Genomic DNA, 18,376 nt, shown 5'->3' with positions numbered 1-18,376 from the left:
AGAAGAGACAGCTAATGTCACGTTCGTGGTTTGTGTGAACACTGGACTTAACCGAACCGTTACCGTACCGTGACGACAAAAGAATCCGATCTGAATGTGAGTGGTAGTTAACGTGGGTCAGCACCAAAAGTCTCGAATCAACCGACTGAACTCGGCGCATTCTGTTCCGCTGCGTCTGGCCACCGGCGGTATGCTCGCGACTCTGTTGGTTGGTGGCGCGTCGGCAGTTGCCATGAAGAAGGACGTCGTTCTCGATGTCAACGGTGAAGAAATCGCCCTCACCACCTACTCTGGTGACGTTGCAGGCGCCTTGGAGCAGGCCGGCGTGAAGATTCAGGCTCAGGACTTCGTAGCGCCAAGCCCGAACGAAGCTCTCGCCAGCGGTGAGCGCGTCACCGTGCGTTCTGCCAAGCAGGTCGCAGTTGTCATTGACGGCAAGCCAACCCGCGTCACCTCAACCGCACTCACCGTGGACGAGCTCGTCCAGGAATTCGGTGGCGTTTCCGCGGGCGACAAAATCTCGGTTCCTGTTGATCACAAGATTCCTCTCGACGGCTTCACCCTCGACGTTGTGACCCCGAAGATCGTTAAGGTTGAACACGAGGGGCGCGTGACCTATACCCAGCTTGCTGCTGAGACTGTTGCCGATGTGCTGGCAAACGAGGGCATTGCGGTAGACGGCGACGACAAGGTTTCTCCAGCTCTCGATGAGCGAGTAACCCAGGATTCCGTCATTCAGGTGACCAAGGTGGACATCGAAAACGTCACCAAGACCGAAGACTTCATCCCTGAGCCTCATTACATTGATGACCCTGAGATGACCAAGGGTGAGGAAAAGGAAGAAAAGCCTGCTGTCCCTGGTAAGAAGGACGTTTCCAAGCAAATTCGCAAGGAAAACGGCAAGGTCGTTTCCGAGACCATCATCAAGGAAACAGAGCTTTCCCCGGCAACCCCAGCTACCGTCAAGCGCGGCACTAAGGAAAAGCCATCCGCACCAGCTGTTCCAAACGGTTCAGTCTGGGATGCCCTGGCGCAGTGTGAAGCTACTGGCAACTGGTCCATCAACACCGGCAACGGCTTCTCCGGTGGCCTGCAGTTCACCCCATCCACCTGGCTCGCATTTGGTGGCGGACAGTACGCACCTGAGGCGTACATGGCTACTCGCGAACAGCAGATCGCCGTCGCGGAAAAGGTCCAGGCTGCACAGGGCTGGGGCGCATGGCCTGCGTGTACCGCAAAGATGGGGCTTCGCTAAAGCGGACTAGTTTCCGCTGTGCGTTATCCTGACTCTATGGATTCTCAGCTCTTAGGCCCAGTGGAAATTCGGCAGCTTGCCGAAAAACTGGACGTCACCCCAACCAAGAAGTTGGGACAAAACTTCGTGCACGATCCGAACACTGTTCGCATGATCGTGGCAGCAGCCGACGTGAACGAGAGTGATCACGTGGTGGAAGTGGGGCCAGGGCTGGGTTCATTGACCTTGGCATTGCTTGATACCGTCGCCGATGTGACGGCTGTGGAGATCGATCCACGCCTTGCGGGCGAGCTGCCAAGCACTGTCCAGTGGCGCGCACCCGATCATGCTGACAAGCTGCGCATCATCCTGAAGGATGCACTCCAGGTCTCCCGTTTCGATTTTGAAGAGGCAGGGGCTCCGGCCCCAACTGCCTTGGTGGCGAATCTGCCGTACAACGTGTCGGTGCCCGTGCTGCTGCACTTGCTGGCCGAGTTTCCCACGATCAAGCGGGTACTGGTGATGGTCCAGGCCGAGGTTGCTGACCGCCTCGCAGCGAAGCCAGGCTCCAAGATTTATGGTGTCCCGAGCATAAAAGCGGCCTTCTATGGAGACGTGCGCCGCGCCGGATCCATCGGTAAAAATGTGTTCTGGCCAGCGCCGAAGATTGAATCCGGCCTAGTTCGCATTGATCGCTTCGCAGCCGGCGCTGAACCGTGGCCACTCGACGACGCCACCCGCGCCAAAGTATTCCCGCTTATCGACGCCGCTTTCGCCCAGCGTCGCAAGACCTTGCGAGCTGCCCTGTCTGGTCATTTCGGTGGCGGTGCAACTGCCGAGGAGGCCCTGGTGGCCGCGGGAATCAGTCCAAGCGAGCGTGGCGAGAAGCTGTCGGTGACGGACTTCGTCAGGTTGGCAGGGGTGAACTAGATGATCACCGCCCGCGCACATTCCAAAGTGAATCTGTACCTGGGCGTCGGCGATGCCCGCGAGGACGGCTACCACGAGCTGGAGACTGTGTTTCAGTCACTGTCGCTGCAGGACACACTTGAATTCACACCTGCTGAAGAATCCGCTGACAGTGCCGTCAATGCCTTGACCGTGTCTGGCCTGGGGGCGGGGCAGGTCCCGACCACTCCCGACAACTTGGTGTGGAAAGCCGTCGATCTTATGGTCGCCGAGCATCGTCGCTGCGGTGGTTCTTCACTTCCCACCATGGACATTCATTTGCGCAAAGGCATCCCGACTGCAGGTGGAATGGCCGGTGGCTCGGCCGACGCTGCTGCCGCATTACGGGCCATGAACACCCTGACTGGTTTCGATGAAGCCACTCTTCTGGATATGGCGGCCGAGCTCGGTTCCGATGTCCCGTTCACTCTGCTCGGGGGCACCATGCTCGGCACGGGGCGCGGCGAACAACTCGTCCCAGTGCTCTCCCGGGGAACGTACCATTGGGCGCTTGCATTCAATAGCGCGGGCTTGTCGACGCCAAAGGTCTTCCATACCCTCGACGCCATGCGCGAGAAGAATCCAGATCTTCCTCGGGCGACAGGTATCGCAGATCTTTCGGCCGCGTTGTTGAGCGGGGATCCGAAGCAGGTAGCGCAGCACTTGGCTAACGATCTGCAGGCACCGGCGCTGTCGCTTATGCCTGCATTAAGGAAAACCCTGCTTGCTGGTGAGCAAGCAGGGGCGTTGCGGGCGATGGTTTCGGGATCGGGCCCGACCGTCGCCTACCTGTGTGAGTCGGCCGAGCATGCGGCAGAAGTTGCCGAGTTTGTGCTTGATGCCGGGGTTGCCACCGCAACGGCGGTGGCGCACGGCCCGGTTGGGGGAGCTACAGCTAACTAGTGGCTGTGTTCGTGCTCGTGAGGGTGGCTGGCCTCGCCGGTGACGATTTCCATCTCGACAGGTTCGACCTCGAGCTGGATTTCGTCTTCGACCTTGCCTGAAGCAATATCGATGACCTTAATCTTCTTGTTCTTGGCGTCGCTCACGTAAGCCTTGTCGCCAGCAACCTTGAGGATAGGCCCTGGCTCCTGCCACTTTTCCTTCTCTTCCCACGCTTCGATGGCATTTACCTTGTGCTTGGTTTCACCGGTGGTGGCGTCGATAATGTGCACGCTGCCGTCGTAGGTGAGGACAAGTGCCTCGCCGTGCGGACCACGGGCAAGCGAGCGGAACCAGTAGGAAGATCCGAGGTCGATGGAACGGTACTCGCCAGTCTCTGAGTTGATGAGTGCGACCTTAGTGGGGCGTTCCTGCTTGGCTTCCTTGTCGAGTTTCTCGTCGCCGAGGACGATCGGAGACGCTGGGCTGCCGGCCAGGTTGCCATTGCGCTGGTATGGCACCTTTGCCGCTACCTTGTGGAACTGGCCGTCCCGGAAGATGACAGGTCCGTTGGTGCAGCCGAAGACGACGGTATCGCCCTGAGCGGCTGCTTCGCCGTGGATATTCGGGCAATCCTCGGTTTTTGCAAGCTCTTTTTGGCCATCGGTGTGGACGATGGTGTGGCGATCCTTCTCATTGCCCTTGGTGGTGAGGAAGGTGCCGTCGGAAAGCGGTACGGCGACGCCGTGGTGGGCTTCGCCAGCCGAGAACGTAGTGAGCTTTGGCATTCCCTTTTCAAGTTCTGCGTTCTTAAACAGCTGGATGTCGCCGGTGCCATCGGCGAATAGGGCAGTGGTGTCGCCGTGGACTACAACGTGCCCAGCGTGGTCGGCGGACACTGCGGCGTCGGTAAGCCCCGGCTCGCCACGGAAGTTGTGGGAGTGGTCGCCGTGGGGCTGCGAGGAAATACCGGCGTCGAAGATCTTGAACTGGTTGTCATCGGTGACCATGACGTGGCGTCCGTCGCCGGCACCTGCGAGTCGGTAGAAGCCTGGGACGTTGTATTCGTTCAGTGGCTTCTTTGTCTTTTCGTCGAGGGTGAGGAGGCCGTTTTCATGGCTGATGACGATGCGGGGGCTAATCGTGGCGGCTTCGCTGAGCTTCTGGCCGAGGGCAATGGTGGTGGGTTCTGCGGGCTTCGTCTCATCTTGGCTGCTGCATCCGACGAGGGCAGTTGCAATAACGGCCACGCTAATGAAAATGCTATTCGTTTTGATGGTCATGGAGATTTACACTAATCCACCGTGACTAGATGTCACAAGCGTTCGGCTAGAATTAGCATTCACCATGGCAAACCTGATTAATCTCGAAAACGTCACCAAGTCCTTCGGCCTCAAGACCTTGCTCGATGAGGTGTCACTTGGCGTGCAAACTGGCGATCGTATCGGAGTCGTCGGCCTCAACGGTGGCGGAAAAACCACGCTGTTGGAGGTGCTGACGGGGATTGAACCGCCTGATCAGGGACGCGTGTCGCACAATAGTGATCTACGCATGGCCGTCGTGACGCAGCGCGCCGAGCTGGACCCTGCGCACACTGTGGCCGACGTTGTACTAAAGCCGCTGGGATTGCAGACCTTTGAGTGGGCATCCAACGCGGCAGTGCGTGAAGTGCTCGGTGGCCTCGGAATTGTTGACCTGGGGTTAGACACCCTGGTGTCGCAACTGTCTGGTGGCGAGCGTCGCCGCGTGAACCTGGCTGCGGCGCTGGTGCAGGAACTTGACCTCATCGTTCTTGACGAGCCCACCAACCACCTCGATGTTGAGGGCGTGCAATGGCTCGCTTCCTACCTGCTCAAATCCAAAATGGCGCTGGTGGTGGTCACCCACGACCGCTGGTTCCTGGACACCGTGGCTACTAAGACCTGGGAAGTCCACGATGGCGTCGTCGACACCTACGACGGCGGCTACAACGACTGGACCTTCGCCCGCGCCGAGCGTGCACGCCAGGCTGACGCCATTGAGCAGCGCCGCCAGAACTTGGCCCGAAAGGAGCTTGCCTGGCTGCGTCGTGGCGCCCCGGCCCGCACCTCCAAGCCTCGCTACCGCATCGAAGCCGCCGAAGCGCTCATCGCCGATGTGCCCGCCCCACGCGACTCCGTCGAGCTCATGGCGTTTTCCCGCAAGCGCCAGGGCAAGGTGGTCATCGAACTCGAGGACGCAAGCTTCTCGACGCCCGATGGTCGCACTCTCGTAGAAGACCTCACGTGGCGCCTGGCTCCCGGAGAACGCATTGGCTTGGTTGGCGTGAATGGCTCGGGAAAGACCACCCTGCTGCGCACCCTGGCAGGGGAGCACCCGTTGGATGCCGGCCGACGCATCGAGGGAAAGACGGTCTCTCTTGGCTGGTTGCGCCAGGAATTGGATGACCTGGACCCGTCGCTCCGCTTGCTCGATGCGGTGGAGCAGGTGGCGAACTATGTGCAGCTTGGAAAGAAGGAATTGTCCGCTTCGCAGCTCGCGGAGCGACTCGGTTTTTCCGCCAAGCGTCAGCGAACTCCGGTTGGTGACCTGTCGGGTGGCGAGCGCCGTCGCCTCCAGCTCACCCGCGTGCTCATGGCCGAGCCGAACGTGTTGCTGCTCGACGAGCCGACCAACGACCTCGACATTGATACCCTGCAGGAACTGGAATCCCTGCTGGATGGGTGGCCTGGAACTCTCGTGGTTATTTCCCACGACCGCTACCTCATTGAGCGCGTGTGCGACTCGACCTGGGCGCTGTTTGGGGACGGCAAGCTAACGAATCTCCCGGGTGGCATCGAAGAATACCTTCAGCGTCGTTCAGCGCTAGCTGAGTCTGAAGGTGGTGTCATTGATCTCGGCGAGAAGTCTGACGTGGTTAAGGAGGCCCCCAAGATTGATTCGGCTACGCAGCGCAAGATTCAAAAGGAAATGAATGCGCTCGAGCGCAAAATGGATAAGCTGCGTGCGCGCGTAGCAAAGGTGAACGAAGAAATGGCTGCTGCAGCGGAAGCAATGGATACTTCGGCGCTGACCACACTCAATGAAGAGCTCACTAGCCTCAACGAGGAACTTGAGGGATTGGAACTCGAGTGGATGGAACTCGGGGAAGAACTCGAATAAGGGCGCAAAAGCCGGGCCATGGGAACTACCCACGGCCCGGCCTTTTGGGATCGAGCTTGGTCTTAGGCTTTGATCAATCCGACATCGCTAGAGGCAACGCCCCAGGCGGTGGAAGCCAGGTCGATGACCTCAGTGATGGTTGCTGGACGGTCAGCCACTGGGTGGCCGAGCTGAGCAACGAGATTGCTGCGAAGTTCGTCGAGGGAGCCTTCGCTAACCTTGATGTTTTCGACGAGTTCGTCGCGAGTCAGGATGTACATAACGCAAGATACTAAGACCGAATCTAGGGAATTTCTCAAGTTTCTCCTTCGGATCCACTGTGATGATTCCTGGGAATTGCTGTGGCCTATGGCTCCAGGTTATCTACTGCGAACTGCGCTTCCTCTGGGGTGAACTTCTCGCCATACTCGCTAATCAGCTGGTCATAGATAGCGTCCGGGGACATAGACATAGAATTTTGGTAGCTCTTCGCCTTCTCGAGTGCATTTTGCTTGTAGTCCGCCTTCAAGTTGTCGATCGCGTACTGAGCAGCTTCCGCACTGAATTTCTCGCCGTACTCGCTGGTGAGCTGTTCGTAGATACCACGCTTGGACATGTGCATCAGTTTCGAATAGCTCTCAGCCTTCCTTAAGGCCGAGCGCTGTTCTGTCGTGATTTTCTTAGAATCTTGCTTTGGTGACTCCTGACTTGGAGTCTGCTGTTTTGGTGCCTCCTGTTGTGGGCCCTTTTCTTGTGGAGTCTCCTGCTGTGGCGCTTGGGAAGGAATTGCGGCAGCTGGCTGCTCGAATTCGGTGCGTGTGGAGGTTGTCGTTGTTGTAGTTGGCTTCTCGGAGCCGCTTCCGCCGGCAAACAGTGCGGAGCAAGCAACCATGGAAATCAAAACGCCCCCGATGATTGCGCCCCACTTCATGCAGCCACCCTTCTTCTTGGTTGGTGGCTGTTGTGGTGGGAACCCTGGCTGGGCGAAGCCTTGCTGGTTCGGAAAGCCTTGCTGCGGAAAGCCTTGAGGAGGCATTGCTTCGGTAGGGAAGTTGCCGTTTGAGTTGTGCTGTGGCGGGAATGGCTGCTGAGGGGTGGACATGTAGCTTCTCCAATCTGTATGGGCAGTGTGTGCTGCGTTCTGGTCGAACAACTTGGAGGCTATTGGTGCTGCCGGACGCCAATGTTGGGCATTCGAAAATTCGCCTCAAACTTGCGGGGCGTTTTCAATGAAGCTGCAGGTAGCAGATCTAATACCCCTGGGGGTGCTGCGAACATGTGTACGTGTGTATACGCTGGGGCCCATGATTCTGATCAACGTTAAGTACAAAGTCCGCCCAGAGTTCGTCGAGACCTTCCGCGAGGAGGTTGCAGCCTTCACCAATGCCACCCGCGCGGAGGATGGCTGCCTGTTCTTCGAGTGGTACAAGTCCACCGACGAGGATGACGTATTCATCCTGGTTGAAGGCTTCAAGGACGACGCTGCGGAGGCGCACGTTGGGTCCGATCACTTCAAGCAGGCGTGCATCGACATGCCGAAGCTGCTCGTGGAGACCCCGACCATCATCAACACGCTCATTCCGGGTAAGACGGAATGGGATGAAATGGCGGAGTTTAAAGTAGAAAGCTAATTTTAGGTCAAGACGCCTGCGCGATACTCTAGAGGTATGGGTAAAAAGGACGTCGTTAAACCACCAAAGCTTTCCAAAGAGGCCTATGAGGCCGAGCTCAAGCGCCTGCAGGCGGAGCTCGTCGACATGCAGCAGTGGGTTGTCGAGACCGGCGCGCGCGTGGTCATCATTATGGAGGGGCGCGACGCAGCTGGCAAGGGGTCTGCCATCAAGCGCATCACCCAGTACCTTAACCCACGCACCTGTCGCATTGAGGCTCTGCCTGCTCCGAACTCGCGTGAGCAGGGGCAGTGGTACTTCCAGCGCTACGTTGAGAAGCTGCCAACCGCCGGCGAAATCGTCATCTTCGACCGCTCCTGGTACAACCGCGGTGGCGTCGAGCGCGTCATGGGCTTTTGTACCTCCCAGGAATACCGACGCTTCCTGCACCAGGCTCCAATCTTCGAGCGGCTCCTCGTTGAAGACGGCATCATGCTGCGTAAATACTGGTTCTCCGTCTCTGATGAAGAACAGGTCAAGCGTTTCAAGTCTCGTCGCAATGATCCGCTGCGTCGCTGGAAGCTGTCCCCAATGGACCTGCAGTCCATCACCAAGTGGGAGGACTACTCGCGGGCCAAGGATGAAATGTTCATCCACACCGACATTCCGTCCGCACCGTGGTACACCGTGGAATCCGAGGACAAGAAGCGCTCCCGCATTAACGTGATCAACCACCTGCTGTCGACGATCCCTTACGAGAAGATCGAGCGTCCACTTCCGGAGATCCCCGAGCGTCCAGAGTCCACCAATGACTACGTGCGCCCACCGCGCTCCGACTTCCGTTACGTCCCAGATGTGGCAGCTCACCTGGAAGAAAAGCCAAAGAAGAAGAGCAAGAAGAAAAAGTAATACTGGATTTGGTAGGGCAGACTGCAAAAACGACCGGGTTTTTGCAGTCTGCTTCACCATTTTCAGCAGGTGTAACCTCTAAGCACGCATCCAAGTGGTGTGGCACACTACTTTATGTGAAAAATGTAGCGCAGAACACACCTGTCTTGGCTCGGGTCGAAGGATCCGCGGGAATCCTTGAACTCAATCGCACCCGGCAACTCAATGCGATCAGCGGCGAGATGGTCGACATCATCTCCGCAGCTCTCGAGCAGTGGGCTCAGGACGACGCCGTCACACACGTCGTCCTATTCACCAAAGGTGTGCGCGTGTTCTGCGCGGGAGGCGACATCCGTGCCGTGCGTGACGATGCTGCGGCTGGCAAACACGAACGCGGAGACCACTACCTGACCCGCGAATATCGCCTCAATCTGCAGATAGCAGACTTTCCCAAGCCGTACATCTCCTTCGTTGATGGCTCCGTCCTTGGCGGAGGCGTGGGCCTGGCCATGCTCGGCAGCCACCGAGTCATTACCGAAAGATCCCTGGCCGCGATGCCTGAAATGGCGATCGGCTGGGTACCGGATGTGGGCACCACGTACTTCATGGCACACATGGTGGGCGAGTTGGGGCGCCCAATTCCTGCGCTTGCGTCCTTCATCGGCCTGACGAGTTACCCGATGTCCCCGGCAGACATGCTCTTTACTGGCCTAGCCACTCATTTTGTGCCTAGCGTTGCGCTTGAGGACGCCATTGCTGAAGTCATTGCACACGGGCCAGAAGCTTTGGATCGCTTTACCACGTCCTTTAACCAGGAATCGAACGTGCGTAATTACTTGCCTCTCATCGAGGATGTCTTTGGTCGCGAGACGTGGCCGGAAATTAACGCAGGTATTGACGCATTGCCCAGCCACCTGCGAGACAGCATCCGCGATCTCATGCATGCCGCCAGCCCAACAGCCGTCGTGGCGGCAGCGGAGACATACGCTGCGAATCGTCGGGCAACTTCTCTCCGGGAAGGCATCAATAATGAGTATGCGATCGGGGAGGTACTGCGCAGGGATCCGAATTTCTGGGAGGGCGTTCGAGCTGTGTTGATTGACAAAGATGCCGCCCCAAACTTCGCGCCTGCGAGCGCCCTCGACGTGAATCCCGGGCCTTATCGAGAAGCCCTCAAAAATGCTCGCCAGGCCGTGTAACCTGTGGCACACTAGGGGAGTATGACCGCACCATACGTTTTGACATCCACCCAGGCTTCCACGGGCATCCTTGAGCTCAATCGTCCCAAGGCCCTCAACGCCCTGGATCCTGACATGATCGCCATCATCACCGCAGCGTTGGAAGAATGGCGCGACGATCCGGAAATCCACCGGGTTGTAATCGTCTCCAATTCCGAAAAGGGCTTTTGCGCAGGCGGTGACATCAAGGTTGTCCGCGAACACGCGATTAACGATGATCACGAATTCGGTGATCAGTTCCTCCAGGCCGAGTACACGATGAACGCGATGATCGCTAACTATCCGAAGCCTTATGTGGCGATCATCGATGGTGTGGTCATGGGCGGTGGCCTCGGCGTCAGCGCACACGGCAGTCACCGCATCATCTCGGAGAAGGCTTTTGCTGCGATGCCTGAAACCGCTATCGGTTTTGTTCCCGATGTGGGAATTTCCTGGATGAGCACGCACGTGGAAAGCGCCCTCGAAAGGCCACTGCCAGCGGTTGCGAAATTCGTTGGAATCACCGGCTACCGCATGCAACCTGCCGACATGCTGTTCACTGGCCTGGCCACTCACCTCGTGCCAAGTGAGAAGATCAGCGAATTCACCGAAATGCTGATCGCAGAATCCATCGACGAGGCATTGGAGAAGTTTGCCGAGGATTTCACAGAGGAATCCTTCCTGCAGCAAAAGCTTGCAGTTATCGAGGAAACCTTCGGTCACGACACCTGGCAGGGCATCGAAGCAGCGCTTGGTACCTGCGAAGACAGCCAATTCGTGGACCTGGTGTGGGATTTGCTTAGCGGTTCCAACCCTAGCTCCGTGGTGGCAACGGCAGAGCTCTACACGGCCAACTCCGAGGTTGCCACTGTAGAAAAAGGCCTGGCCAACGAATACGCCATCGGCTCCGTGCTACGTCGCCAGCCTAATTTCGCGGAAGGCGTCCGCGCAGTGCTTGTGGACAAGGACCGTAACCCATCGTTCGATCCGGAATCGCTAGCGGACGTTGATCCGCTGCAATACCGCTCAGTTTTGGGGTAGGTCAGTCCTGCGCAGCCCTCGCGCTGCGCAGTAGAAACCGAGGGCGCGCTCTCGGTTAAGCTCCGCTTCCAGTGGGCTGTCTAGAACATGAGACAACACCTCTGGCGTGCTCGGTGGCAACTGCAGCGCAGGGTGCTGCAAGTACACCAACGCGTAGGCGTCAGCTGAGAACGGAATGAAGGTGTGCGTCCAGATATTGAGCACTGGCTTCATCACACGTTCCAAATTCCATTTCCGCGCCAGCTCAACTGGAAGCGTCGGAGTGCACAGCGCCGGAAGCTGATTTGCTAGCCCAAACTGACGAATCGCCATGAGCCCCGGATTCCAAGTCCACGTATCTGTGGTGATCGTCGCCATGACCGTTGCACGCGCAGTCAAGGGACCTCGTGGCGTTTGAAACATCGCCACACCGTCGCCGAGGACACCTGGTTGCGCGGGCACGAGCGCTTCGAAAAACAGCTGGTGTTCGGCGGAGAGGAAGTGGGAATCGGAGCGGATGTCGTCGAGAAGCATGCCGGTGGGCAGGTCGTAGAGGACGTCGTCGCGGACGATTATGTCGGGTGCACCGTTCATCGCGCAGTAACCTTCGAGCGCGCGACCGCCGGTCCCCGCCGCGCCGAGGAGCGCATTACCTGCAGCAACCGGAATGTGCACCACCAGAATGCTGTCCAGTGCGCGCAGCACCGGCGCCCCATCGTGCAGCGTGCGCACCGCGGCCTCAAAGTCGGGCTGCTCCGGGTGAGTGCCCCACAGCTCAGCGATACCGAAGAGTCCCGCGGCCTCCCGCATGCTTTCCGACGTCCATTCCCAGCCTTCCCCAGTCACTCGAGCAACTCGAGTAGCAGGAAATGTCAGATCGGGTCCTTGGCGACGCCCGTGGCGCACCTCAAACCTGTCCCCGTCAATGTGAGCAACTTCCGTGGCGGTGATGTCGCGGAAAAGGTCGGCAAGCTGGGAATCGACCCACTTTCGCCGGATGAGCCCATCCTGGGCGACGTCGCTGACGCTGGTGGGGGAGCTAAGCACTTGATTTGTAACCTTTCCCTGGAGCTGAATGACAAACTCCAGGGTAGTGTAGGCGCATGGGCCATGAGAGCGACGTCATCGAGATCCCGCCGATTTCCCGTGCAGGCTACTGGCTCGGGCTCCTCACCATCGCCCTCACCGCTGGCTACATCGCGGCGCACTGGTCAGAGATTCCAGATACCTTTGCCACTCACTACTCCGGATCCTTGGAACCGGATGCTTGGTCGGACAAAAGCGTCCTGTCGGTCTTCTTTCTGACCTTTCTCGGCCTGTGGCTCCTCGCTGTTCTCGTCGCTTGCACGTTTCCGTTCGCTCATTTCCCCATCCACGCGCGTCATGACCGCAGCGAAGCAGGAAAGAAGGCGACTGGAGCTGCAATTTCTGCGCTCCTTTCCGCAATGGGGTGGTTCATTTTCGCCCTCATGCTGTGCCTGAACATGGTGCAACTGGCGATTGTCCTGCCTGCCTGGAAATCCCTGCTGAACGTAGCGTTCCTTGCGACGTTATTCGTTGCCCTCGGTGGCAGCATTGCCATGATTGCCTACGCCATGTCGAAGGCGAATAAGGCCAGAGGAGGGCAAAAGCGGGATTGGCGCCATAGCTCGAATTACCAAGGCGGGATGTTTTACAACAACCCGGATGATCCGGCGGTGCTCGTCGATAAGCGTGACGGTATCGGCGCCGACTTCAACTACGCCCACGCGCCGGGCAAGATCTACATCGCAGCACTGCTGCTCCTGAGCTTCGCACCGCTGCTGCTAGTGTTTTTGTAAAACCTAGGAGGCTTCATGTGGCATGCGGTCAGCTTCGCGCTGATGGACTCGATCAACGTCCTGCTCATTGGCGTGATCGTGACGATCGGCGTCCTCCTGCCCCCACGCGCGCCTTATCGACGCATCGCAGCGCTCCTTGTCGGTGGCGACTGGCTGGGCGTGTTCCTGCTGTCCATCCCAACGCTGGCAGTCTTCGACTCGATTAAAGACAAAGTACATACTGCCCTGGAATCCCCAGTGTTCGGCATAATTTTGATTGCAGTCGGTGTGCTGGGTGCCGTCATGACTTTCCGTGGCGGAGACAATACTGCACTAGTGAACAAGATCATGCAGCCATTGCAGGTGCCGACCTGGCGAACCGCTGGGATGGGTTTCCTTCTTGGGGTGGTGCAGTCGGCGACCTCGTTGCCGTTTTTTGCAGGCCTCGCTTACCTCAGTACTGGCGGCTTCAGCTTCGGATTCCGCTACACAGCATTGTTTCTCTACGCCACGCTTGCGCTGAGTCTGCCGTTCGTTGTGGCTGTTTTGGTAGGTTTTGTGCGCGCATTTCCGGAGAGCCCAGCCGGACGCGGATTCGAATGGGCTCGTGCTAACACAGCAGTACTCACACCAATCGCAGGGTATACGGTGTCGCTGATTCTCGTGGTCATGGGAGTTTTGCACCTGTAGGTCGAATTCTACCTACGGCCGAATGCTCGCTTATCTAGCAAGTACAGGAACGCCGGGATGATCGTCATTCGGACGAGGAAGGCATCAAAGAACACCGCGGTGGCCAGAGCGAAGCCAAGGGTCTTGATAAAAACTTCGTCGTGGATCAGGAAAGACGCAAATACGGCGATCATGATGAGTGCCGCTGCTGAAATTACTCGGGCGCTGTGCAAGAAACCGTGAGTGATCGCCTCGCTCGCTGGCATGCCCTGTAGTCGTGCTTCACGCATCCGCGAGACCAAGAACACGTGGTAGTCCATGGCGAGGCCGAATACCAGGCCAATCAAGATGATCGGCAGGAAGGAAACCAATGGTTGGGGATCATCAAAGATACCCAATGCGCCCTCTTGGAAGAGCGCCACGCTAACGCCAAAAGTGGCGCCAATCGAGAGCAAGAACCCGACTGTGGCCAGCACAGGCACCCAAAATGACCTGAACACGGCAGTGAGCACGATCAAGGCCAGCACCATCACGAGCGTGATGTAAGGCAGTAGTGCGTTGGTGAGGCGGTTGGAAAGGTCGATGAAGATGGGGGTCATGCCGGTGATGCCATATTTCAGGCCAGAGGACGCTTCGACTTTGCTCGAATGCTCTCGCAATCGCTCGACTGTCTCGGCCGCTCGCTCATCGGTGGCGGTGTAATCAGTGGTGATGAGCAATTCCACGGTATCGAGGTTGTCTGTCGCCCTCGTGGGTTGAACATGTGCGACGCCGTCGATCTTGCTCATTTCTTGCGCAGCCTTGAAGATGACCTTCTTCCGATCGCCTTCTTTTACCTGAGAGGCATCGACGACGGCCGCCAGTGGATAATTACGTCCCGGCCCGAAGCCCTTCTCGATCATGTCTGCAGACGTGCGCTTATGCGTTCCTAGTGGGGCGGAAGAATCTGTTGGCATTGCCACCTGCAAATCCTTCGCAGGAATAGCGCACAGGGCGAGGAACAGAATCGTCGGAATCAGGACCAGCACAGGGTGCGTACGAAGAAGCGTCGCCCAGCGTCCCGCAAGAGAGGACGTCCGCTTGGCTGCGAAACGTGGGCGAGGGAAAAGACGCTGTCCGAGAAGACCAGAGAGGGCCGGCAGGAGAGTGAGCGCAAGGGCAACAGCAACCAGAACGGTTCCGGCTGCAGCGTGGGCTAATGCAGTGAGGAAAGGGATGCGGAAGATGGTTAGCCCGACCAGAGCAATGATCACCGTCAATCCTGCAAAACACACGGAGTGACCAGCAGTTGAGATCGCAATGCCCATCGATTCGGCGCGGGGACGCTCGGGGTTCTTATCCACTTCGCTGCGGAAACGAGCAAGGATGAAGAGGGAATAGTCAATTCCCACTGCCAGGCCAATCATGACGGCAAAGCTCGGGGCCATGAAGTTCACGGCTTCAGAGAATCGAGTGGCAAAGAGCGTGCCAGCGATGCTAATTCCGATTCCACTGAGGGCGGATACGATCGGCATTCCGGCTGCTACCAAGGAGCCGAAAGTCAGCAGCAAAACGAGGAGCGCCACCAGGACACCTAGGATTTCGGCGCCGAACGACAGGGAGTTTGAGCGGTCGAAGGCTGGGCCGAAGTAGGAGACTTTCCAGTCGCCAGCATCGTAGTAGTGGAGCGTTTCTTCGACGAAAAGCAGGTCTGCATCGCGATTGAAACGGACCTCGAAAATTCCCGTATCTTGCGCTGCGTTTAGTGGGCTGACGGCCCGGATATCCCCCTCCATAACACTGGTGGGGAAGCCGTATTTGGATTCTTCTTTGTAGATCTTCTGGCGAAGCTCCTTCTCAGCTTCCATCGGATCTTTAATGTCCTGATTGGGAGCAACTCCAGGCTTTTGCTGCAGAGTTCGGATGAGTTCTTCGAGTTTTGCCGCATGCTGGGGATCGCTGAGTTTTTCGCCCTCGGGCACCTGCACAACAATCTTGCCCACCGGCAGCATGTCCGCCTGTGAGACGGGCGGAAAGCGCTCGTCCATTAAGTTTCTGGCGGACAAACTGGGAAGATCCGGGATCGAAAATTCTTTGGACAGCGGGGTGGAATACACCGAGGCTGCTGTTGCGGCACCGACGAATACGACGAGCCAGACCAGCAGTGGCACCCACCATTTCCGATACACGAAATGGCCGAGTGAGAAGAGTTTCCCCGACATCTCCCTGACGCAGTCCTTAAAGTCTCGATTGTTGACAACCAATCAAAGATACCGCGACAGGGGAAATAGCGCATTTGCTAATCAGCGACGAGTGGCTCCATGGTGAGCTCCGGGTGCTCCTTCTCGATGAAAGCGAGCTTCCATTTATCGCCGAAGAGGGCGATGAGTTCGCCGTCGGTACGAGTGAAGATTTCCACGCCACGCTGACGGCCCAACTCAGGGGCAGATTCGGCGTCGGTGCGACGAGCCACGGAGTAAGGGATCGGATCGGTTTCTGTCTCGACGTTGTATTCGTTTTCCATGCGGGCCTGCATAACCTCGAACTGCATCGGACCGACAGCAGCCATAACCGGGTTGGCGTCGCCACGCGCATCGTTGCGCAGAATCTGGACCACGCCTTCGGCAGCGAGCTGATCGAGCGCTTTACGGAACTGCTTGTACTTGCCCAGGGACTTAGCGCGCAACGTGCGGAAGTGCTCCGGTGCGAACTGCGGCATCGGTGGGAATTGGACTTTGTTGCCCTCGTAGATGGTGTCGCCAGGGGCAAGGGAACCGGCGTTGACCAGGCCGACGATGTCGCCAGGGTAGGCCGTCTCCACGGTGGAACGGGTACGACCAAACACGGTCAGGGCGTACTTAGTGGAGAAGGAACGACCAGACTGGGCGTGAGTGACCTGCATGCCGCGATCGAATTCACCAGATACGATGCGCATGAACGCCAGGGAGTCGCGGTGGTTCTTGTCCATGCCAGCCTGCACCTTGAACACGACGCCGGAGAAGGAATCGTCAATTTCGCGCGCAGCATCGAAGGTGCCCGTAGCTGCTTCGACAGCCTTCGGGTCGGACTTGCGGCCACGTGGCGATGGCGCCAGCGCGCACAGGGTGTCCAGGATCTGGTGCACGCCGAAGTTCAGCATCGCGGAGGCGAAGATGGTGGGGGAAGTGGTGCAGGATTCGAAGAGTTCCTGATCGTGGACGGCGCCGTCCATTGTCATGAGCTCGACTTCCTCCACGCAGGTATCCCAGGCATCGCCCTCGCGTTCTGCTGCCTCTTCCGGCGTGTAGTGCTCTTCCGGCGCGATGGTGGAACCACCGGCGGTGCGCAGGAAGTGGATGTATTCGTCTACCTCTCCGTCCGGGGTGATGCGCGCGAGGCCACGGAAATCGCCAGCTTCGCCGACCGGCCAGAACATCGGAGTTGGCTGCAGCTGGATTTCGGTGACGATTTCGTCGACAAGCTCCAGCGGGGAGCGACCCACGCGGTCCCACTTGTTGATCACGGTGATGATCGGCAAGCCGCGGGACTTACACACCTTGAACAGCTTCAGGGTCTGTGGTTCGAGGCCCTTGGAGGCGTCGACGAGCATGACGGCGGCATCGACGGCGGTGAGCACGCGATAAGTGTCCTCGGAGAAGTCGGCGTGACCTGGGGTGTCGACGAGGTTGATCATGTATGGCTCGCCCTCGTGGCCCTCCGGGGCGTATTCAAACTGCAACGCGGAGGAGCCGATGGAAATGCCGCGTTCCTTTTCCATATCCATCCAGTCCGAGACCGTCGATTTGCGGCCGGCCTTGCCGTGCACGGCGCCCGCCTCGGTGATCACGTGGGCGTGCAGCGCCAGCGCCTCCGTCAGCGTGGATTTACCCGCGTCCGGGTGGGCGATCACGGCGAAAGTACGGCGGCGGGAAGCCTCGGTTGCAATGGAACTCATGGACAACAAGGATAGCGGTCATGAGCGTGCTATCCCAACTGACCAAACCCATCGTCGCAGCTCCCATGGCGGGTGGCCCCTCCACGCCCGCGCTTGTCGACGCCATAGCCCGCGAAGGCGGCCTCGGGTTCCTCGCAGCTGGTTACCTGAGCCCGGAGAAGCTGCGCTCGCAGATGGAGTCTGTCACCGCTGATATCTATGGCGTGAACCTGTTCTATCCGCAGGAGCCTGCTAAAGATCTGGCACCTGTAGACGCCTACGCCGAGAAGCTCGCGCCAGTTTTCGCTGCGCACAATGCGCAGGTGCCGGACTACGCCAGCGCGGACCCAACGGATGCCTTCGCAGCAAAGCTGGATCTCGTGTGCGAGCTGAAGCCGACAGTGGTGAGCTGCACCTTTGGCCTGTTTACTCCCGAGGAAGTCGCACGACTGCACCACAACGGGATCGAAGTGTGGATGACGGTGACCAATCCTGAGGATGCCGACGAGGCTGCACGTAGGGGAGCGGATGCCCTGGTGGTGCAGGGGCCTGAAGCAGGCGGGCACCGATCCACTCTGACTGTTGCGGAGGAGCCGGATGGGCGTCCGTTGCTGGAGCTGTTGGCGGCGGTGCGCGTCGATAAGCCCGTTGTGGCGGCGGGCGGGTTCACCACGGCGAGCTCGGTTCGGCACGCCTTGCAATACGCGGATGCGGTCGCGTGTGGCACAGCATTTTTGCTGGCAGATGAGGCCGGCACTTCTGAATTGCACCGGCAGCAGGTGGCCTCAGGTGGTCCGACCGCAACCACGCGGGCGTTCTCGGGGCGTGTGGCGCGAGGGATCGAAACGCAATTTATGCGCGAGAACACCGATGCCCCCGCTGTTTACCCCCATGTGAACACCTTGATGAAGCCGATTCGCAGCGTAACCTCCGACACAAACTACGTGGCTGCTTGGGCAGGTACGCAGGCAAAATACGCCCGATCGGGGTCAGTGGTAGATATCGTCCGTGCCCTTACTGAGGGGCATTGAGACAACAAAACTAAAACACGGTAACTTCGAATATGTATGTCATTTTAACTATTAACCGTGGAGGAC

Annotated in this window: 17 protein-coding genes; 11 read left to right on the top strand and 6 right to left on the bottom strand. The window is 58.4% G+C overall.

What is annotated here, in order from left to right; all coding sequences use genetic code 11:
* The first annotated feature begins 112 nt into the window (after nucleotides 1–112).
* From WG939_RS03030 to WG939_RS03020, 3 genes are read left to right on the top strand one after another with little or no spacing between them, the layout of a single operon-like run.
* Nucleotides 113–1,255, top strand: a complete 1,143-nt coding sequence (locus WG939_RS03030; RefSeq protein ID WP_339982315.1) for a transglycosylase family protein — start codon at nucleotides 113–115, stop codon at nucleotides 1,253–1,255.
* A 36-nt stretch (nucleotides 1,256–1,291) separates the two neighbouring features.
* A complete protein-coding gene (rsmA, locus tag WG939_RS03025) occupies nucleotides 1,292–2,164 on the top strand; it encodes a 16S rRNA (adenine(1518)-N(6)/adenine(1519)-N(6))-dimethyltransferase RsmA (RefSeq protein ID WP_339982312.1) in 873 nt (290 codons plus the stop codon).
* The gene (locus WG939_RS03020) at nucleotides 2,165–3,085 is read left to right on the top strand and encodes a 4-(cytidine 5'-diphospho)-2-C-methyl-D-erythritol kinase (protein WP_339982309.1); all 921 of its coding nucleotides are present in this window, start codon (nucleotides 2,165–2,167) and stop codon (nucleotides 3,083–3,085) included. It abuts the gene before it with no gap.
* Here the strand turns inward: WG939_RS03020 and WG939_RS03015 are convergent.
* Nucleotides 3,082–4,347, bottom strand: a complete 1,266-nt coding sequence (locus WG939_RS03015) for a hypothetical protein (RefSeq protein WP_339982306.1) — start codon at nucleotides 4,345–4,347, stop codon at nucleotides 3,082–3,084. The two genes, WG939_RS03020 and WG939_RS03015, sit on opposite strands and share 4 nt — an antisense overlap.
* Before the next feature lie 64 nt (nucleotides 4,348–4,411).
* Here WG939_RS03015 and WG939_RS03010 point away from each other — a divergent pair, with 64 nt between their 5' ends.
* Nucleotides 4,412–6,205: an ABC-F family ATP-binding cassette domain-containing protein gene (locus WG939_RS03010; RefSeq protein ID WP_339982304.1), complete on the top strand. Its 1,794-nt coding sequence runs from the start codon at nucleotides 4,412–4,414 to the stop codon at nucleotides 6,203–6,205.
* Nucleotides 6,206–6,267: 62 nt separating this feature from the next.
* On the opposite strand, the gene WG939_RS03005 is transcribed toward WG939_RS03010, so the two are convergent.
* Nucleotides 6,268–6,465 carry a hypothetical protein gene (locus tag WG939_RS03005; protein ID WP_339982302.1) on the bottom strand — a complete coding sequence of 66 codons (198 nt, stop codon included), beginning with the start codon at nucleotides 6,463–6,465 and terminating at the stop codon, nucleotides 6,268–6,270.
* Between the two features lie 86 nt (nucleotides 6,466–6,551).
* Entirely contained in the window at nucleotides 6,552–7,286 is a 735-nt protein-coding gene (locus WG939_RS03000) for an Ltp family lipoprotein (RefSeq protein ID WP_339982300.1), read from the bottom strand.
* A 202-nt stretch (nucleotides 7,287–7,488) separates the two neighbouring features.
* Here WG939_RS03000 and WG939_RS02995 point away from each other — a divergent pair, with 202 nt between their 5' ends.
* The 4 genes from WG939_RS02995 (at nucleotide 7,489) to WG939_RS02980 (ending at nucleotide 10,940) form a co-directional block, all read left to right on the top strand.
* The gene (locus WG939_RS02995; protein WP_339982298.1) at nucleotides 7,489–7,815 is read left to right on the top strand and encodes a putative quinol monooxygenase; all 327 of its coding nucleotides are present in this window, start codon (nucleotides 7,489–7,491) and stop codon (nucleotides 7,813–7,815) included.
* Nucleotides 7,816–7,851: 36 nt separating this feature from the next.
* Nucleotides 7,852–8,703, top strand: coding sequence for a polyphosphate kinase 2 (gene ppk2 / locus WG939_RS02990; RefSeq protein WP_339982296.1), 852 nt, complete (start codon nucleotides 7,852–7,854; stop codon nucleotides 8,701–8,703).
* Between the two features lie 116 nt (nucleotides 8,704–8,819).
* Nucleotides 8,820–9,881, top strand: coding sequence for a 3-hydroxyisobutyryl-CoA hydrolase (locus WG939_RS02985; protein WP_339982293.1), 1,062 nt, complete (start codon nucleotides 8,820–8,822; stop codon nucleotides 9,879–9,881).
* Between the two features lie 21 nt (nucleotides 9,882–9,902).
* On the top strand, nucleotides 9,903–10,940 hold the full coding sequence (locus WG939_RS02980) for a 3-hydroxyisobutyryl-CoA hydrolase (protein WP_339982290.1): 1,038 nt from the start codon (nucleotides 9,903–9,905) through the stop codon (nucleotides 10,938–10,940).
* Here the strand turns inward: WG939_RS02980 and WG939_RS02975 are convergent.
* Complete coding sequence (locus tag WG939_RS02975; RefSeq protein ID WP_339982287.1) at nucleotides 10,926–11,966, bottom strand: DUF6882 domain-containing protein; 1,041 nt, start codon at nucleotides 11,964–11,966, stop codon at nucleotides 10,926–10,928. The two genes, WG939_RS02980 and WG939_RS02975, sit on opposite strands and share 15 nt — an antisense overlap.
* Before the next feature lie 56 nt (nucleotides 11,967–12,022).
* Between WG939_RS02975 and WG939_RS02970 the strand changes: the two genes are divergently transcribed.
* On the top strand, nucleotides 12,023–12,739 hold the full coding sequence (locus tag WG939_RS02970; RefSeq protein ID WP_339982284.1) for a DUF1648 domain-containing protein: 717 nt from the start codon (nucleotides 12,023–12,025) through the stop codon (nucleotides 12,737–12,739).
* Between the two features lie 15 nt (nucleotides 12,740–12,754).
* A complete protein-coding gene (locus WG939_RS02965; RefSeq protein WP_339982282.1) occupies nucleotides 12,755–13,408 on the top strand; it encodes a hypothetical protein in 654 nt (217 codons plus the stop codon).
* An 8-nt stretch (nucleotides 13,409–13,416) separates the two neighbouring features.
* On the opposite strand, the gene WG939_RS02960 is transcribed toward WG939_RS02965, so the two are convergent.
* On the bottom strand, nucleotides 13,417–15,588 hold the full coding sequence (locus WG939_RS02960) for an MMPL family transporter (RefSeq protein ID WP_339982279.1): 2,172 nt from the start codon (nucleotides 15,586–15,588) through the stop codon (nucleotides 13,417–13,419).
* 77 nt (nucleotides 15,589–15,665) lie between these two features.
* Nucleotides 15,666–17,300: a peptide chain release factor 3 gene (locus tag WG939_RS02955; protein WP_339982276.1), complete on the bottom strand. Its 1,635-nt coding sequence runs from the start codon at nucleotides 17,298–17,300 to the stop codon at nucleotides 15,666–15,668.
* Nucleotides 17,301–17,320: 20 nt separating this feature from the next.
* Here WG939_RS02955 and WG939_RS02950 point away from each other — a divergent pair, with 20 nt between their 5' ends.
* Nucleotides 17,321–18,310 (top strand): NAD(P)H-dependent flavin oxidoreductase, encoded by a 990-nt coding sequence (locus WG939_RS02950; protein WP_339982273.1) that lies wholly within the window; start codon nucleotides 17,321–17,323, stop codon nucleotides 18,308–18,310.
* Nucleotides 18,311–18,376 lie beyond the last annotated feature (66 nt).

It is taken from the genome of Corynebacterium sp. H130 (genome assembly GCF_037572395.1).
Taxonomy (GTDB): Bacteria; Actinomycetota; Actinomycetes; order Mycobacteriales; family Mycobacteriaceae; genus Corynebacterium.
This window is presented reverse-complemented; position numbering and strand designations above follow the sequence as displayed.

What these genes read in the sequence shown, in the direction of transcription:
- rsmA (WP_339982312.1), top strand. Translation starts at nt 1,292, where the DNA reads ATGGATTCTCAGCTCTTAGGCCCAGTGGAAATTCGGCAGCTTGCCGAA.
- WG939_RS03020 (WP_339982309.1), top strand. Translation starts at nt 2,165, where the DNA reads ATGATCACCGCCCGCGCACATTCCAAAGTGAATCTGTACCTGGGCGTC.
- WG939_RS03015 (WP_339982306.1), bottom strand. Translation starts at nt 4,347, where the DNA reads ATGACCATCAAAACGAATAGCATTTTCATTAGCGTGGCCGTTATTGCA.
- WG939_RS03010 (WP_339982304.1), top strand. Translation starts at nt 4,412, where the DNA reads ATGGCAAACCTGATTAATCTCGAAAACGTCACCAAGTCCTTCGGCCTC.
- WG939_RS03005 (WP_339982302.1), bottom strand. Translation starts at nt 6,465, where the DNA reads ATGTACATCCTGACTCGCGACGAACTCGTCGAAAACATCAAGGTTAGC.
- WG939_RS03000 (WP_339982300.1), bottom strand. Translation starts at nt 7,286, where the DNA reads ATGTCCACCCCTCAGCAGCCATTCCCGCCACAGCACAACTCAAACGGC.
- WG939_RS02995 (WP_339982298.1), top strand. Translation starts at nt 7,489, where the DNA reads ATGATTCTGATCAACGTTAAGTACAAAGTCCGCCCAGAGTTCGTCGAG.
- ppk2 (WP_339982296.1), top strand. Translation starts at nt 7,852, where the DNA reads ATGGGTAAAAAGGACGTCGTTAAACCACCAAAGCTTTCCAAAGAGGCC.
- WG939_RS02980 (WP_339982290.1), top strand. Translation starts at nt 9,903, where the DNA reads ATGACCGCACCATACGTTTTGACATCCACCCAGGCTTCCACGGGCATC.
- WG939_RS02970 (WP_339982284.1), top strand. Translation starts at nt 12,023, where the DNA reads ATGGGCCATGAGAGCGACGTCATCGAGATCCCGCCGATTTCCCGTGCA.
- WG939_RS02965 (WP_339982282.1), top strand. Translation starts at nt 12,755, where the DNA reads ATGTGGCATGCGGTCAGCTTCGCGCTGATGGACTCGATCAACGTCCTG.
- WG939_RS02960 (WP_339982279.1), bottom strand. Translation starts at nt 15,588, where the DNA reads ATGTCGGGGAAACTCTTCTCACTCGGCCATTTCGTGTATCGGAAATGG.
- WG939_RS02955 (WP_339982276.1), bottom strand. Translation starts at nt 17,300, where the DNA reads ATGAGTTCCATTGCAACCGAGGCTTCCCGCCGCCGTACTTTCGCCGTG.
- WG939_RS02950 (WP_339982273.1), top strand. Translation starts at nt 17,321, where the DNA reads ATGAGCGTGCTATCCCAACTGACCAAACCCATCGTCGCAGCTCCCATG.